Origin of the sequence: Streptomyces sp. NPDC051662, from assembly GCF_040681655.1 — a bacterium.
In the GTDB taxonomy this organism is placed as follows: domain Bacteria; phylum Actinomycetota; class Actinomycetes; order Streptomycetales; family Streptomycetaceae; genus Streptomyces.
On sequence record NZ_JBFAZD010000001.1, the window covers coordinates 391,699 to 407,103 of the forward strand.

14 protein-coding genes are annotated in these 15,405 nt (G+C 70.8%); 4 read left to right on the forward strand and 10 right to left on the reverse strand.

The window, feature by feature from the left end; genetic code table 11:
• Positions 1-8: 8 nt before the first annotated feature.
• The 4 genes from AB0M67_RS01685 to AB0M67_RS01700 form a co-directional block, all read right to left on the reverse strand.
• Entirely contained in the window at positions 9-893 is an 885-nt protein-coding gene (locus AB0M67_RS01685; protein WP_365741442.1) for an ATP-binding cassette domain-containing protein, read from the reverse strand.
• On the reverse strand, positions 890-1,957 hold the full coding sequence (locus AB0M67_RS01690) for an ABC transporter permease (protein ID WP_365741444.1): 1,068 nt from the start codon (positions 1,955-1,957) through the stop codon (positions 890-892). The genes AB0M67_RS01685 and AB0M67_RS01690 overlap by 4 nt, the downstream gene beginning before the upstream one ends.
• On the reverse strand, positions 1,954-2,970 hold the full coding sequence (locus AB0M67_RS01695) for a sugar ABC transporter substrate-binding protein (protein WP_365741446.1): 1,017 nt from the start codon (positions 2,968-2,970) through the stop codon (positions 1,954-1,956). Before AB0M67_RS01695 ends, AB0M67_RS01690 begins: the two co-directional genes overlap by 4 nt.
• Before the next feature lie 311 nt (positions 2,971-3,281).
• Positions 3,282-4,085, reverse strand: coding sequence for a GntR family transcriptional regulator (locus tag AB0M67_RS01700; protein WP_365741448.1), 804 nt, complete (start codon positions 4,083-4,085; stop codon positions 3,282-3,284).
• Positions 4,086-4,185: 100 nt separating this feature from the next.
• Here AB0M67_RS01700 and AB0M67_RS01705 point away from each other — a divergent pair, with 100 nt between their 5' ends.
• Complete coding sequence (locus AB0M67_RS01705) at positions 4,186-5,196, forward strand: Gfo/Idh/MocA family oxidoreductase (protein WP_365741450.1); 1,011 nt, start codon at positions 4,186-4,188, stop codon at positions 5,194-5,196.
• Positions 5,197-5,222: 26 nt separating this feature from the next.
• Here the strand turns inward: AB0M67_RS01705 and AB0M67_RS01710 are convergent, their stop codons facing one another.
• The 5 genes from AB0M67_RS01710 to allB form a co-directional block, all read right to left on the reverse strand.
• Positions 5,223-6,416 (reverse strand): cytochrome P450, encoded by a 1,194-nt coding sequence (locus tag AB0M67_RS01710; RefSeq protein ID WP_365741452.1) that lies wholly within the window; start codon positions 6,414-6,416, stop codon positions 5,223-5,225.
• Between the two features lie 4 nt (positions 6,417-6,420).
• Positions 6,421-7,110 (reverse strand): response regulator transcription factor, encoded by a 690-nt coding sequence (locus tag AB0M67_RS01715; RefSeq protein WP_365741454.1) that lies wholly within the window; start codon positions 7,108-7,110, stop codon positions 6,421-6,423.
• Positions 7,107-8,330, reverse strand: a complete 1,224-nt coding sequence (locus tag AB0M67_RS01720) for a histidine kinase (RefSeq protein ID WP_365741456.1) — start codon at positions 8,328-8,330, stop codon at positions 7,107-7,109. Before AB0M67_RS01720 ends, AB0M67_RS01715 begins: the two co-directional genes overlap by 4 nt.
• Positions 8,331-8,812: 482 nt before the next feature.
• Positions 8,813-9,913: an allantoicase gene (alc, locus tag AB0M67_RS01725; protein ID WP_365741838.1), complete on the reverse strand. Its 1,101-nt coding sequence runs from the start codon at positions 9,911-9,913 to the stop codon at positions 8,813-8,815.
• Positions 9,910-11,244 (reverse strand): allantoinase AllB, encoded by a 1,335-nt coding sequence (allB, locus tag AB0M67_RS01730; protein WP_365741458.1) that lies wholly within the window; start codon positions 11,242-11,244, stop codon positions 9,910-9,912. Before allB ends, alc begins: the two co-directional genes overlap by 4 nt.
• Before the next feature lie 270 nt (positions 11,245-11,514).
• Between allB and AB0M67_RS01735 the strand changes: the two genes are divergently transcribed.
• Positions 11,515-12,327, forward strand: coding sequence for an IclR family transcriptional regulator (locus AB0M67_RS01735; RefSeq protein WP_365741460.1), 813 nt, complete (start codon positions 11,515-11,517; stop codon positions 12,325-12,327).
• 34 nt (positions 12,328-12,361) lie between these two features.
• Here the strand turns inward: AB0M67_RS01735 and AB0M67_RS01740 are convergent, their stop codons facing one another.
• Complete coding sequence (locus AB0M67_RS01740; RefSeq protein ID WP_365741462.1) at positions 12,362-12,676, reverse strand: DUF5955 family protein; 315 nt, start codon at positions 12,674-12,676, stop codon at positions 12,362-12,364.
• Between the two features lie 188 nt (positions 12,677-12,864).
• Here AB0M67_RS01740 and AB0M67_RS01745 point away from each other — a divergent pair, with 188 nt between their 5' ends.
• Positions 12,865-13,494: a nucleotidyltransferase family protein gene (locus AB0M67_RS01745; RefSeq protein ID WP_365741464.1), complete on the forward strand. Its 630-nt coding sequence runs from the start codon at positions 12,865-12,867 to the stop codon at positions 13,492-13,494.
• A gap of 212 nt (positions 13,495-13,706) precedes the next feature.
• Positions 13,707-15,338, forward strand: a complete 1,632-nt coding sequence (gene aceB / locus AB0M67_RS01750; protein WP_365741466.1) for a malate synthase A — start codon at positions 13,707-13,709, stop codon at positions 15,336-15,338.
• Positions 15,339-15,405: the final 67 nt, after the last annotated feature.

A 15,405-nucleotide genomic window follows, 5' to 3' on the forward strand; every position in this document is an offset into this window, starting at 1 on the left:
GTCCCAGGTCAGTCCCTGTCGGCCGGTCCGTTGACGGAGCGTGCGCCGGGGTGGCCGCCGACGCGGATGGGCGCGGGGGCGCGCTCCAGTTCATGGCTCAGCTCCTCCAGCTCGGAACCGCCCGCCATCTGCCGCGTCAGCTCATCCAGGGTGATCGAGTCCTTGGTGTGGCTGCCCGCCATCACGCCCCGCTTGAGCAGGACGAAACGGTCACCGACCAGATACGCGTGGTGCGGGTTGTGGGTGATGAGTACCACTCCGAGTCCCGCGTCACGTGCGGCGGCCACGTACTTGAGCACCACCCCGGACTGCTTCACCCCGAGCGCCGCGGTCGGCTCGTCCAGGACGAGGACCTTCGCGCCGAAGTAGACGGCTCGGGCGATGGCCACACACTGGCGCTCACCACCGGACAGCGTGCCGATCGGCTGGTCGACATCGCGCAGATCGATGCCCATCCGCAGCAGCTCGGCGCGGGTGGTCTCACGCATCAGGGCGACATCGAGCCGTTTGAAGGGGCCGGAGCCCCTGGTGGGCTCGGAGCCGAGGAAGAAGTTCCGCCAGACAGGCATCAGCGGTACGACGGCGAGGTCCTGGTAGACCGTGGCGATCCCGCGGTCCAGGGCCTCGCGCGGGGAGGCCAGGGTGGTCTTCTCGCCCTCGATCAGCAAGTCGCCCGAGTCATGCCGGTGCAGCCCGGCGATGATCTTGATGAGGGTGGACTTGCCCGCGCCGTTGTCGCCGAGCACACAGCTGATCCCGCCCGCGTGAACCTCCAGCGAGACACCTTCCAGGGCGCGGATATTGCCGTAGTACTTACTGACGTTGTCGAGTTCGACCAGCGCGCCGCTCGTGGTGCCCGCCGTGGCGCCGCCCGCCGTCGTGTCGTCCGTCATCGTGTCGCCTCCGCACGCTTGCGCACCCACGCGTTGAGCAGGGTGGCCAGAAGGAGCATCGCTCCGAGGAAGAACTTGAACCAGTCCGGGTTCCACTCCGCGTAGACGATGCCCTTGCTGGTCATGCCGAAGATGAACGCGCCGACCGCCGAGCCGATCGCGGAGCCGTAGCCGCCGGTGATCAGACAGCCGCCGATGACGGCCGCGATGATGTAGATCAGCTCGTTGCCGACGCCCTCGCCGGACTGGACGACATCGAACGAGAACAGCAGGTGCTGGCCCGCGATCCAGGCGCAGAAGGCCACGCCCATGTACAGCGCGATCTTCGTCTTCAGGACCGGGACACCGACCGCGCGGGCGGCGTCGGCGTTACCGCCCACCGCGAAGATCCAGTTGCCGAAGCGGGTACGCAGCAGGATCCAGGTGGCGAGCGCGACCAGACCGGCCCACCACAGGATGGTGACCTTCAGCTCGACACCGCCGACGGTGAGCTGGGAGGCGAAGAGCTTCCTGGCGGAGGGGAAGCCCTCCATGTCACCGATGCTCTTGGTCGAGACCGTGTCGCTGATCAGCTTCGTCACCCCGAGATTGAGGCCGGTGAGCATCAGGAAGGTGCCGAGCGTGATGATGAAGCTCGGCAGCTTCGTACGGGTCAGCATGACGCCGTTGAATACCCCGAAGGCCAGCGTGACCAGCAGCGACACCAGGACGCCCACCCACACGTTCGCGGTCATCTGGAAGCTGAACATCGACGAGACCAGCGCGGAGCTGGTCACCATCACACCGGCGGACAGGTCGAACTCGCCGCCGATCATCAGCAGCGCCACCGGGACGGCCATGATCCCGATCGTGGAGGCCGCGTACAGGACGGTGCCGAAGCTGGACAGCTGGAGGAACGAGTCCGCGACGAACGAGAAGAAGAGGAAGACGGCGAACGCGCCGACGACCGAGCCCAGCTCGGGCCGGCCGAGCAGCTTGCGCAGCGGGGAGGCGTGCAGCAGCCGCTCGTCGGCGCCCCCGGGCCCGCCGGGGCGGTCGTTGACCGGTGGGGCGGTCGTGGTCATCGGGTGCCCCGCTTCGTGTACGCGGCGAGCGCGCCGGCGTCCTTCTCCGTGATGATCTGCGGGCCGGTCAGTACGGGGCGTCCGCCGCCGAGGACATCGGCGTTGTACCGGTAGAGCCAGAGCAGGTCCACGGCCTCGTACCCCTGGAGGTAGGGCTGCTGGTCGACGGCGAAGCCGAGCGCGCCGGAGGTGAGCGAGGAGGCGACCTTGGCATTGAGGTCGAAGGTGTCGATCTCGGCCCGGCTGCCCGCGGACTCCTTGGCCTTGACGGCGGTGTCCGCGAAGGGGGCGCCCAGGGTGACGACGGCGTCGATGCTCTTGTCGGTCTGGAGCTTGGCCTCGATGGACGCCTGGACGTCGGGCATGTTCGTACCGTCGACGTAGAGGTTCTGGAGCTCTCCGTCGAAGGTCTTCTTCGCTCCGGCGCAGCGCTGCTCATGGCCGACGTTGCCCTGCTCGTGGATGACGCAGAGGGCCTTCTTCTTGCCGCGCTTGTCCAGCTCGTCGCCGACGGCCTCGCCCGCGATGGTCTCGTCCTGGCCGATATGGCTGAGCGCGCCGAAGGACGCGGACTCCGCCGCGCCGGAGTTGACGGTGATCACCGGTATACCGGCCTTGACCGCCTTCTCCACGACGGCCTTCATGGCGTCGGGCTTGGCGAGCGTGACGATCAGTCCGTCGACCTTCTTGTCGATGTAGGACTGCACGAGCTGGGCCTGCTGCTGGCCCTCGTCGCTGTTGGCGTAGAGGAACTTGATGTTGTCCTTGACGGCCGCCTGCTTGGCACCGCTCTGGACGATGTCCCAGAAGGTGTCGCCGCTGCCCGAGTGGGTGACCATGGCCACCGTCCACTCGGGGGTGTCCACCGCGGCCCGCCCCTCGGCCGCGGCCTGCTTGGCCCGGTCCTCCGCGCGCTTGCCGCCGGTGCTGCTGCATCCCGCGAGTACCGAGGCCGCGAGTACCGCCGCCAGCACCGCGCTCGTCGCGCGCACCCCTGTCCGAACCCTTGCCACGACGCCGCGCCCTTCTTGCCGTACTCCTCGGTGTGGCCGGGACCCGTTCGGTCCCGGCGACGCCCAAGTATCGGTCATGCCCGCCCGGCGGCCGGTCGGCGGGTACCGGGGCGGGTGCGCTCCTGGGCGAGCCGGGCCCGCTTCCCGCCCGCCGTTTCCGGTGGTTCGCGTCCTGCGAGGGGTTCGCGCCATGGATCCGCCTTCTGTCCCGGCCGCCCCGTTGCGGCTGGGGGGAGTTCTAGCCGGGCCCCCGGGGAGGCGTCAATACTTTGTCCGTACATTCTTACGAAGCGACGGCAGCGCCCGGGCCGTTACGGGCGGACGAGCAGCTGGAACTCGAAGGAGTACCGGGAGGCGCGGTAGATGTGCGAACCGAACTCCACGGCCCGTCCGGTGTCGTCGAAGGTGGTGCGCTCCATCGTGAGCAGCGGGGCGCCGGCGGGCTCGCCGAGCCGCTCGGACTCCTCGGCGGTGGCGGCCCGCGCCCCGACCGTCTGCCGGGCGCTGTGCAGGGTGATCCCGGCGGAGCGCATCATCCGGTAGAGACCGGTCATCTCCAGACGCGCGGTGTCGCACTCGAACATTCCGATCGGCAGATGGTTGCGCAGATACGCCATCGGCTCGTCGTGCGCGTACCGCAGCCGTTCGACGAGCCGTACCTCCGCGCCCTCCGCCACCCCCAGCGCGGCGGCGACCTCGGCCGTGGCCGGCTCGACGGTGTTGCGCAGCACGCGGGTGGCCGGGCGCTGGCCGGCCGCCTCCAGATCGTCGTAGAGGCTGCTCAGCTCCAGCGGGCGCTTGACCTGGCTGTGGACGACCTGGGTGCCGACGCCCCGGCGGCGCACCAGCAGCCCCTTGTCGACCAGGGACTGGATGGCCTGCCGGACGGTGGGCCTGGACAGTCCGAGCCGGCCCGCCAGCTCGATCTCGTTGCCGAGCAGGCTGCCCGGCGCCAGTCCGCCCCGCTCGATGGCCGCCTCCAGCTGCTGTGCGAGCTGGAAGTAGAGGGGCACCGGGCTGGTGCGGTCGACGCTGAGCTGGAGCGGCGTGGCGTGATCCGTCTCAGGTCCGGGCGTCTCCTGTCCGGGTTGGGCTGATCTCGGCTGCTGGGGCACGGGGTGAGCGTAACCGCACGGCATGTTGACGGGAAGTCGCTACGTTCGATTGTCAGGACAAACGCTTGACATGATGACCGGCCCCGGCCACCTTGGGGCCATGCGCATCGGACTCATCGGAACCGGCCGTATCGGCACCTTTCACGCGGATGTACTCAGCCGCCATCGCGACATCGGCTCGCTGGTGGTCGCGGACACCGACTCCGCCCGCGCGGCACAGGTCGCCGACCGTACGGGCGCGACGGCGGCCCCCTCCGTCGACGAGGTCTTCTCCTCCGGCGTGGACGCCGTGGTGATCGCCTCGGCCACCTCCTCCCACGCCGATCTGATCAGCCGCGCCGCACGGGCCGGGCTCCCCGCCTTCTGCGAGAAGCCGATCGCCCTGGACCTGCCGGGGACGCTGAGCGCGCTGCGCGCGGTGGAGTCGGCGGGCACGGTGCTCCAGCTGGGCTTCATGCGCCGCTTCGACGCGGGGTACGGCGCGGCGCGCGAGCTCGTACGGTCGGGCCGGCTCGGCCGGCTGCACACGGTACGGGCGATCACCTCCGACCCGGCGCCGCCGCCCGCCGCGTATCTGCCGCTCTCCGGCGGCCTGTACCGCGACTGTCTGGTGCATGACTTCGACATCATGCGCTGGGTGACCGGACGCGAGGTGGTGGAGGTGTACGCGACGGGTTCCGACGCGGGTCCCGCCATGTTCCGCGAGGCCGGTGATGTGGACACCGCCGCCGTGGTCCTCACCCTGGACGACGGGACGCTCGCGACCGCCACGGCCACCCGCAGCAACGGCGCGGGCTATGACGTACGGATGGAACTGGCGGGCGAACTGGACCAGTTCGCGGTCGGCCTCGACGACCGTACGCCGATCACCTCGGCCGAGCCGAAGGGCCCGCCGCCCCCCGACAACCCGTGGCCCGGCTTCCTGGAGCGGTTCGCCCCGGCGTACGAGGCCGAGCTGGACGCTTTCCTCCGGGTCGTCTCCGGCGAGCTGGAGAATCCGTGCGACGGCCGGGAGGCGTTGCACGCGCTGCGGATCGCGGAGGCGTGCGAGCTGTCCCGGCGCGAGCGGCGCCCGGTGCCGCTGTCAAAGATCCCCGCCCAGGAGGGCTGAGCGGGGAGCCGACCGCCCTCCCGTCCCTACCAGCGCACCGGCAGCCCCCGCACCCCGCGGATCAGCAGTCCTGGCAGCCAGTCGTAGGGCCCCGCCGCCGGGTCGAACGCCAGGTCCGGGCAGCGCTCCAGCAGCGTACGGATGGCGATCCTGCCCTCCAGCCGGGCGAGCGGTGCGCCCAGGCAGAAGTGGATGCCATGGCCGAAGGCGAGATGGCCCGAGCCGCGGCCGGGGGTGGTGGAGCGGCGGATGTCGAAGGTGTCCGGATCGGGGAAGCGGGCCGGATCGCGGTCCACGGAGGCCAGGGAGACCAGAACCGTCTCGTGGGCCGGTATCACCGTGTCGCCGTAGGTGACCTCCTCTGCGGTGAACCGTACGGTGCTGGTCTCCACCGGCCCCTCGAACCGCAGTGTCTCCTCGATCGCCCCGTCGAGCAGGCCGAAGTCGGCCCGTAGAGCCGCCAGTTGACCGGGGTTGCCGAGCAGCGTACGCGCCGCGTTCGCGATCAGATTGACGGTCGTCTCATGACCGGCGATCAGCAGGACGTAGGCCCAGGCCCGCAGTTCGGCGGCGGACAGCCGGTCGCCGTCCTCCGCGGAGGTGCGCAGCAGGGTGGAGAGCAGATCGTCGCGGGGCGCCGAGGTGCGCTTGTCCTCGATGAGCGCGTCGAGATACGCGCAGAGTTCGATGGTTTTGTCGCGCGGGCCGGTGGGTGTGGTCGGCGCGACGATCTCGTTCGTCCAGGCCCGGAAGGAGTCACGGTCCGCGTGCGGCACACCGAGCAGTTCGGAGATGACGGTGATGGGCAGCGGGAAGGCGAAGGCGTCGACCAGATCACCCTGTCCGGCCGGGATCATGGCGTCCAGCAGGTCGTCGGTGATCTGCTGGACGCGCGGACGCAGCTTCTCGACCCGGCGCGGGGTGAATTCGGGGGCGACCAGCTTCCGCAGCCTGGTGTGGTCGGGCGGGTCGAGGGTCAGTACGTGCGGGCCCATGATCGCCTCGTCGGTCGACTCGTATCCCATGAGGCCGAGCGACTTCGACAGCCGGGGATCGGCGAGGGCGAAGCGCCCCTCCTCGTAACCGACGATCAGCCAGAAGCGTTGGCCGTCCGGCATCCGTATCTCGTGGACGGGGCCGGTCTCGCGCATCTTCTCGTAGTACGGATAGGGATTGACGTTGAAGTCCGGTCCGTAATCTGCCAGTTCGATAGCCGCCATCGGATCAGGGTATGTCGCCGTTCCGGGCACCCTCCGTCCCGGTGGCCGGATCGGCGTCATGCACCAACAGGGCGATCTGGACACGGTTGTTGAGGCCGAGCTTGGCCAGAATGCGGGAGACATGGGCCTTGACGGTGGGGACGCTCATATAGAGCCCGGCGGCGATCTCGGCGTTGGACTGGCCGCGGCCCACGGCGAGCGCGACCTCCCGCTCGCGCTCGGCGAGAGAGCCGAGCCGGTCCGACACGGTGTCCCTCCTGGCGCCGGTGGTCGCTCCGGCCACATGGGTCATGAGCTGGCGGGTAACCGCCGGTGAGAGCACCGGATCCCCGGCGGCCACCCGCCGTACGGCGGTGACGATCTCGGCGGGCGGGGTGTCCTTGAGAACGAATCCGGCCGCTCCGGCGCGCATCGCCCGCAGCACCTGTTCATCCGCGTGGAACGTGGTCAGGACCAGCACCTCCGGGGCGCCCTGGCGGCGGCGCAGCGTCTCCGTGGCCGTCAGACCGTCCACGCCGGGCATCCGGATGTCCATCAGCACCACATCGGGCGCGGTCCGTTCGATCAGCGCCGGGACCTCGGCGCCGTCGGCGGCCTCTCCGACGATCTCGATGTCGTCGGCGCCACCGAGCATGAAGGTCAGTCCCGTGCGGACAAGCGGGTCGTCGTCGACGATGATCAGCCGGATACTCATGAGGCCCACGGTAGCCAAGCGCGGACGGCGAATCCGCCGTCACCGGTCGCGCCGTGCTCGAACCGGCCGCCGGCCAGCAGCGCGCGCTCGGTCAGCCCGATCAGCCCCTGGCCGGAACCCGGCACCTTCGGGACCTCGCCCCGCGGCGCGTGGTTGCGCACCTCGACGGTGAGCCCGTCCCCCGGTCCCCCGGTCACCTCGACGGTGGCCTGCGTGCCCGGCGCGTGTTTACGGGCGTTGGTCAGGCCCTCCTGGGCGATGCGGTACGCGGTACGGCCCGTGGCGGCCGGCACCGCCGACGGGTCGTCGATCCGGCTGTCCAGGGTCACCCTCATCCCGGCCTCACGCGACTCGGCGACCAGCGCGTCCAGGGTGGCCAGTGTGGGCTGCGGCCGGTCGCCCTCGTCACCGGGCGCCCGCAGCACCCCGATGATCATGCGCAGATCCTGGAGCGCGTCGTGCGCGCTGTCCCGGATCACCCCGGCGGCCCTGGCCACCTCGGGCGGCGGCGCGTCCGGCCGGTACTCCAGAGCGCCCGCGTGGACGCTGAGCAGCGTCAGCCGGTGCGCGAGCACATCGTGCATCTCCCGCGCGATGGCCTCCCGGGCGAGCCGCTGCGCCTGCTCGGCCCGCAACTCCGCCTCGGCCTCCGCCCGCGTCGCCCGCTCGCGCAGCGCGACGACCAGCTGGCGCCTGGCCCGTACGAGCATGCCCCAGCCGGTGACCATCAGGACCAGCACGACGGTCGCGACGATCCCGGTCGTCAGGGACGTATCCGGATCGGGCCGTATCCACGCCTGTAGGCACCCGGCCACCAGGGACAGCCCGCCGACGGCCGCGACGACCCGGAACGGCCGGTGCACGGCCACGCAGAAGAGCGCCACGAGCGCGGCCCCGCCGACGACGGGCGCCGCGATGTTGGCCACGGCGAGCACGAGCGCGAGCCCCACGGGCCAGCGGCGCCGCGTCCACAGCGCGCAGCAGGCCAGCACGCCCACGATCGTGTCGACGATGACGATGTTGTCCGAGTTACCGGCCCTCTCGCTGGCCTCCAGGGCAAGCAGCCCGATGCCGGCGGCGAGGAGAAACATCAGGGTGTCGATGATCCAGTCCCGCACGGTCCGCCGCGGCCGGGCTCTGCCGCGGTCGCCGGGCAGCTCGGGGCCTCGCGGGTCGATCATCTCCGAGGGGAGCAGCCAGGGGTAGTCCGTGCGTGTCATATCGACCAATTTACGCAGCGGAGGCGGGGGGCGAGCCCGGCGGCGGCCTGGAAGCTACCAAAGTCACGAGGACGTGAACGATGGTCGAGGCGATCCCTGGCGGGGCCGGTGCGTTTCGGCTGGGGCGGTGCGTTTCGGCTAGGGCGGTGCGTTTCGGCTAGGGCGGTGCGTTTCGGCTAGGGCCGGTGGTTGGGTGCGGGTCGGTCGTGGTGCCGGGGGCCGGGGCCCCCGGGTCGCACCCGCCCCCAACACCCCGCCGAGGCGGCGCTTGGAGGCGACCACCGGGGGGAGGGGGTCGGGGTCGTAGGAGGTGCGTGTCCGGACACTAAAGCGTGATTTGTGGCGCGCGAACGCCCGCATCCCGACTGTGGCCCGGTACGCGCCGTAAATCATGCCGTCCGGACATGTACCTCCGGAGGCCCCGGCCCCCGGCACCACAACGCACCCCCGCGCCACGACCCCCCGCCGGAGGCGCCCCGCACCTACCGCTCCCGCAAACGCGCCGCTCCCCCCTCCGTCAGCCCCCCGAACACCCGCAGCCTCGAAATCCCCCCGTCCGGAAAGATGTCCAGCCGCACATCCGTCGCCACCACCGCCGCCTCCAGCACGAACCGGTGGTTCGTATCCGGCTGCAGCCTCGTCCGGGGCAGGATCTCCGTCCACGCCCCCGTCGATCCGTCCCGTACCGACAGCGTCGCCCACCCCGCCGCGTTGCCCTTCAGATACGCCGTGTCGATCTCGACCGCGCGGATCTCGGCCTGCTCCACCAGCCGGTAGCGGATCCAGTCGTTCCCCTTGTCCCGGCGGCGCCGGGTCTCCCAGCCGTCGTCCATCTTGTGGGAGCGGCCCGGCCGGATGGTGTTCGTGGCGGGCGAGTAGAAGCGGTCGGAGGCGTCCTCCACCCGGCCGCCGTTCTCCAGCGCGACGAGGTCGAACGTACCGAGGACTCCGAGCCACGCCGGGTCGGGCGCGACCTCGCCGTGGACCCGGAGACGGGCGATCCCGCCGTCGGGGTGCTGGTTCACGCGTAGGTGGGTGAAGCGTTGTTCGACGTCGACCGCGAAGCCGTTCGCGGCGTGGCCGCCGATGGCCGTACGGGGCACCAGGACCGTCCACTTCACACCGTCGCCGAGCAGTTCCTCGGGTGACGGGGAGCCCGGCAGCGAGGTGCCCTCCACCGAGACCGCTCGGGGGTAGTTGCCGCGGAAGTGGGCGGTGTCGACGACGATCCCCCGGATCACCCCGGGCGCGCCGAGCCTGACCAGTGCCCAGTCGTGGTCCTCGTCGGTGGGGTGCGGCCGGTCGGCGCCGGTGCCGCGGCGGCGGCGGGTCTCCCAGCCGTCCATGATCTTGCCCTTGTGCCCGAAGCGCTCCGGGTCGAACTCCGCCGCTCCTGGCTTCAGCAGATTCTCGCGGTCGGCGAAGAACTCGTCGTTGGCCGCCATCACCCCGGCCCCGAGCCGGCGGTCGGCGAGATCGACGAGCTGGGCGAAGGGGAAGTCGCTGGTGCGGTAGTCGGCGTACGGGTCGCCGCCGGCGTACGGGCGGGCATCGCCGGTGAACAGGGCTTCGGGCACGGTCAGTTGTTCCTTTCGAGCAGTCGGCCGGTGGGTTCCGTGAGCGCGCCGTCGTAGATCCGGGTGCCGCGCAGCCAGGTCGATCGGACCACGCCGTAGAGCGTCCTGCCCGCGTACGCCGTCACCTGATTGCGGTGGTGGAGGCGGGCCGGGTCGACGGTGAAGGTCTCGTCGGGCGCGAGGACCGCGAAGTCGGCGTCGCGTCCCGCTTCGATGGCACCCTTGCGGGTCAGTCCGGCGAGCGCGGCGGGGGCCGTGGACATCCAGCGGACGATGTCCTCCAGCGGCCGGCCGCGTCGGTGGGCCTCGGTCCAGATCGCGGGCAGGCCCAGTTGGAGCGAGGAGATACCGCCCCAGGCGGTCGCGAAGTCGGAGGTCTTGAGATCGGTGGTGCAGGGCGAGTGGTCGGAGACGACACAGTCGATGGTGCCGTCGATGAGGCCCTGCCAGAGCGCGTCCCGGTTCGCTGCCTCGCGGATCGGCGGGCAGCACTTGAACTCCGTCGCTCCGTCCGGGACGTCCTCGGCGGTGAGGGTCAGGAAGTGCGGACACGACTCGACGGTGATCCGTACTCCGTCCCGCTTGGCCTCGGCGATCAGCGGCAGCGCGTCGGACGACGACAGATGCAGTACGTGGACCCGGGCGTCGAGCCGCCGGGCCTGGGCGATCAGGGTCGTGATCGCCGTGTTCTCGGCGGCGCGCGGCCGGGACGCCAGGAAGTCGGCGTAGGCGGGGCCGCTTCGCCGGGGCGCGGCCGACAGTTCGTGGGGGTCCTCGGCGTGCACGATCAGCAGTCCGCCGAAGCCGGTGATCTCGGCGAGCGCGCGGCCGAGTTGTGCCTGGTCCAGTTCGGGGAACTCGTCGACGCCGGAGGGCGACAGGAAGCTCTTGAAGCCGAAGACCCCGGCGTCGTGCAGCGGGCGCAGATCCTTGAGGTTGTCCGGGACGGCGCCGCCCCAGAAGCCGACGTCGACATGGGCCTTCGTACGGGCCACCGCGCGCTTGGTGCGCAGATGGGCGGCCGTGGTGGTGGGCGGCAGGGAGTTCAGCGGCATGTCGAGGAGCGTGGTGATCCCGCCGGCCGCCGCCGCGCGGGTGGCGGTCCAGAAGCCCTCCCACTCGGCGCGCCCCGGGTCGTTCACATGGACGTGGGTGTCGACGAGACCGGGGAGTACGGCGTCGTCCCCGAGGTCCGCCAGCCGGGAGCCGGGCGGCACCCGCGCGTCGTACGGCAGGACGGCCGCGATCCTTCCGTCGGCGACGGCGATCGAGGCCGCCCGCGCCCCCTCCGGGGTGATGACGCGCGTCGAGCGCAGTACCAGGCTCACATCGGACACCGGTGCCCCTCACTGAGCGAGATTCAACGAACTGTTGAAGGAGTCTTCACTCCGGATCCTGGCCAGTCAAGACCGGCCCGAGCTTGATTGTTTCCACAGAGTGAAAACTTGATTTCGCCAGATAGAATGAATGAATCGCACACACGTGACCGCGGACAGCCGGACAGAAACGTCCTGACCGGCAGATACGCTCCACGATTGATCAGGTACCCGGTCGCACGGCCCGGTAGGCTGCTTGCCTGCCCCGCCCGCCTCGAAAGGACCGTTGACGTGCCGTCGTCCAGCGCCAGCACCACCGACGCCACCAAATCCGCCCCCGCCAGCGGTGGCGTCCAGTCCCTTGAGCGCGCCTTCGACCTGCTCGAACGAATGGCGGACGCGGGCGGCGAGGTCGGGCTCAGCGAGCTCTCGGCGAGCAGCGGGCTGCCGCTGCCGACCATCCACCGGCTCATGCGCACGCTGGTGGCCTGCGGCTATGTGCGTCAGCAGACCAATCGCCGGTACGCGCTCGGCCCCCGGCTGATCCGGCTCGGTGAGTCGGCGTCACGGCTGCTCGGCACCTGGGCGAGGCCCTATCTGGCCCGGCTGGTCGAGGAGACCGGCGAGACGGCGAACATGGCGCTGCTCGACGGCGACGAGATCGTGTATGTCGCGCAGGTCCCCTCGAAGCACTCGATGCGGATGTTCACCGAGGTCGGCAGACGGGTGCTGCCGCACTCCACGGGCGTGGGCAAGGCGCTGCTCGCGCACACCTCGCCGGAGGAGGTCCGCGCGCTGCTGTCCCGTACGGGGATGCCGGCCGCCACCGAGAAGACGATCACGACACCCGACGGCTTCCTGGACGCCCTGGAGCTGGTGCGCCGAGCGGGGTACGCGGTCGACGACAACGAGCAGGAGATCGGCGTCCGCTGTCTGGCGGTTCCGGTCCCCGACTCCCCCACGGCCGCGGCCATCTCCATCTCGGGTCCGGCGGGCCGGGTGACGGAGGAGGCCACACAGCGGATCGTGCCGGTGCTCCAGGAGGTCGCGCGCGATCTCTCCGAGGCGCTGGCGAACACGGCACAGACGCAGCCACACGCCTGAGCCCGTCAAGGGCGGGGCGCGTCAGGGCGGGGCGTCAGGGGCGGGGCGCGTCCCCGAAGAGGTCGACCGCGGCCCGTACCCCCAGCAGCGCCTGGCCCAGCGCGCTGACCGAACCGATCGAGCCCACGATCAGCAGCAGCGAACGGCGCATACGGGACGCCTCGGGGGCGCCGCTCGCCACCATCTCGGCGAGGGCGGCCAGCTCGTCCTCCGCGATGGCGCGGTCCCTGAACTCGGCCTGATACCCGGCCAGTTCACGCCTGAGCCGGGACACCGCGGCACGCAGCTCCGCGATCCTCGGGTCCTCGCCCTTCTCTGCCACCGGCGTCTGCTCCACGCTCCGCAACAAAGCTGTCCCCCTTGCACCTCGCCCGCACACACCGTTGTGCCGGGCCCATTCCTGTACCGGTATACGCCAAAAGGCCGACTCCTCGGACGGTGGTCAAGCGCCAAGGTTCGCGGGCAAGTTAACGCCATTACGCGCGGTACGCGCCACTCCACGGACCGAAGTGCGACGGAATGAGGTACGCAGTACCCATGCCAGGCACACCGAACGACATGAACCCGCCCGCCCCGCCCCCTCCCGTGATCGCCGGACTGCTGCTCGCCGCGGGTGGCGGGCGCAGACTCGGCGGGCGGCCCAAGGCGTTGCTGACACATCGGGGGCGGCCCCTGGTCGAGCACGGCGCGCGGGCGCTGCGCGAGGGGGGCTGCGGGCCGGTGCGGGTGGTGCTGGGGGCGGCGGCCGGGGAGGTACGGAGCCGGGCCGAGTTGCCGGGCTGTGTGCTGGTCGACAATCCGCGGTGGGCCGAGGGCATGGGGTCCTCGCTGCGCGCGGGGCTCGCCTCGCTGGCGGACACGGACGCGGACGCGGTGGCCGTACTACTGGTGGATCAGCCGGGAATCGGTGCGGCGGCGGTGGCCCGGGTGGTGGGCGCGTACCGCACCCCGGATTCGCTGGTGGCGGCCTCGTACGACGGGACGCGCGGCCATCCCGTGCTGTTCGGCGCCCGCCGATGGGCGGAGATCGCGGCGGACGCGGAGGGCGATCGCGGGGCACGCGCCTATCTGCGGGCACATGAGAGCGAGATCGTGCGGGTGGAGTGCGGGGATGTCGCGCGGGCGTATGACATCGACACGGAGGAAGATCTGTCGCACCTTGAGTGAGGGCGGTGGCACTCGGAGCCACGGTCCCTCGACCCGGAGAATCTCGATATCAACAAACCATTGAACTTCCACCATGAGGAAACTACTATCCACAGGTCAGAAGCGCCCGACCCCCCGAACGGCGCCCGCGACCGTACCCCCTGCCACGGCACTCCGTGCCGTCCCGGGCCGGCCGGCGGTCCCGGGCACCGCCCGTGAAGGAGTGACAGCTCATGTCCGCACCAGCGCCCTCCCCGCTGGCCGTCGTCGACGCCGAACCGCTGCCCCGGCAGGACGAAGTGCTCACCGACGCGGCCCTCACCTTCGTGGCGGAGCTGCACCGGCGCTTCACCCCCCGCCGTGACGAGCTCCTCGCCCGCCGCGCCGAGCGCCGCGCCGAGATCGCCCGTACCTCCAGCCTGGACTTCCTGCCGGAGACCGCGGCGATCCGCGAGGACGACAGCTGGCGGGTCGCGCCGTCGCCGGTCGCGCTGGACGACCGCCGGGTGGAGATCACCGGTCCGACCGACCGGAAGATGACCATCAACGCGCTCAACTCCGGTGCGCGGATCTGGCTCGCCGACTTCGAGGACGCCTCCGCCCCCACCTGGGAGAATGTGATCCTCGGCCAGCTCAATCTGAGCGACGCGTACCAGCGCCGTATCGACTTCACCGACCCGCGCTCCGGCAAGTCGTACGCCCTCAAGGACGCCGGTGAACTCGCGACCGTCGTGATGCGCCCCCGTGGCTGGCATCTGGCGGAGCGTCATCTCCAGCTGAACGGCGAGCAGGTGCCCGGCGCGCTGGTCGACTTCGGGCTGTACTTCTTCCACAACGCCAAGCGCCTGATCGAGCTGGGCAAGGGCCCCTACTTCTACCTCCCGAAGACGGAATCGCATCTGGAGGCCCGCCTCTGGAACGATGTCTTCGTCTTCGCCCAGGACTATCTGGGCATCGAGCAGGGGACCGTCCGCGCGACGGTGCTGATCGAGACGATCACCGCCGCGTACGAGATGGAGGAGATCCTCTACGAGCTGCGCGACCACGCCTCCGGGCTGAACGCGGGCCGCTGGGACTATCTCTTCTCGATCGTCAAGAACTTCCGTGACGGTGGCGCCAAGTTCGTCCTGCCGGACCGCAACGCGGTCACGATGACGGCGCCGTTCATGCGCGCGTACACCGAACTGCTCGTCCGCACCTGCCACAAGCGCGGCGCCCACGCGATCGGTGGCATGGCCGCCTTCATCCCGTCCCGGCACGACGCCGAGGTCAACAAGGTCGCCTTCGAGAAGGTCAAGGCGGACAAGGACCGCGAGGCGCACGACGGCTTCGACGGCTCCTGGGTCGCCCACCCCGACCTGGTCCCGATCGCGATGGCCTCCTTCGACGCGGTCCTCGGCGACCGCCCGAACCAGAAGGACCGGCTGCGCGAGGACGTCTCCGTCGCCGCGGGCGATCTGATCGCCGTCGACTCGCTCGACGCACGGCCCACCTACGAGGGCCTGCGCAACGCCGTCCAGGTCGGCATCCGCTATATCGAGGCGTGGCTGCGCGGGATGGGCGCAGTCGCGATCTTCAATCTGATGGAGGACGCGGCGACCGCGGAGATCTCGCGTTCGCAGATCTGGCAGTGGATCAACGCGGGCGTCGAGTTCGACCACGACGGCCGCACCGTACGCGCCACCCCGGAACTGGCCCGCGGCCTCGCCGCCGACGAACTCGCCGCGATCCGCGCCGAGATCGGCGAGGAGGCCTTCACCGCCGGCCGCTGGCAGCAGGCCCACGATCTGCTGCTGACGGTCGCGCTGGACGACGACTACGCGGACTTCCTCACGCTCCCGGCGTACGAGCAGCTGCGGGGCTGACACCTCCCCGGGCGGGAACCGCCCCCGGCGCCCCGCACGGCGCCGGGGGCTTTCGCGTGCCCGGCGC

Coding starts and splice junctions, on each gene's coding strand:
- AB0M67_RS01690 (WP_365741444.1), bottom strand. CDS start 1,957: ATGACCACGACCGCCCCACCGGTCAACGACCGCCCCGGCGGGCCCGGG.
- AB0M67_RS01710 (WP_365741452.1), bottom strand. CDS start 6,416: ATGGCGGCTATCGAACTGGCAGATTACGGACCGGACTTCAACGTCAAT.
- AB0M67_RS01705 (WP_365741450.1), top strand. CDS start 4,186: ATGCGCATCGGACTCATCGGAACCGGCCGTATCGGCACCTTTCACGCG.
- AB0M67_RS01745 (WP_365741464.1), top strand. CDS start 12,865: ATGCCAGGCACACCGAACGACATGAACCCGCCCGCCCCGCCCCCTCCC.
- AB0M67_RS01715 (WP_365741454.1), bottom strand. CDS start 7,110: ATGAGTATCCGGCTGATCATCGTCGACGACGACCCGCTTGTCCGCACG.
- AB0M67_RS01720 (WP_365741456.1), bottom strand. CDS start 8,330: ATGACACGCACGGACTACCCCTGGCTGCTCCCCTCGGAGATGATCGAC.
- AB0M67_RS01685 (WP_365741442.1), bottom strand. CDS start 893: ATGACGGACGACACGACGGCGGGCGGCGCCACGGCGGGCACCACGAGC.
- aceB (WP_365741466.1), top strand. CDS start 13,707: ATGTCCGCACCAGCGCCCTCCCCGCTGGCCGTCGTCGACGCCGAACCG.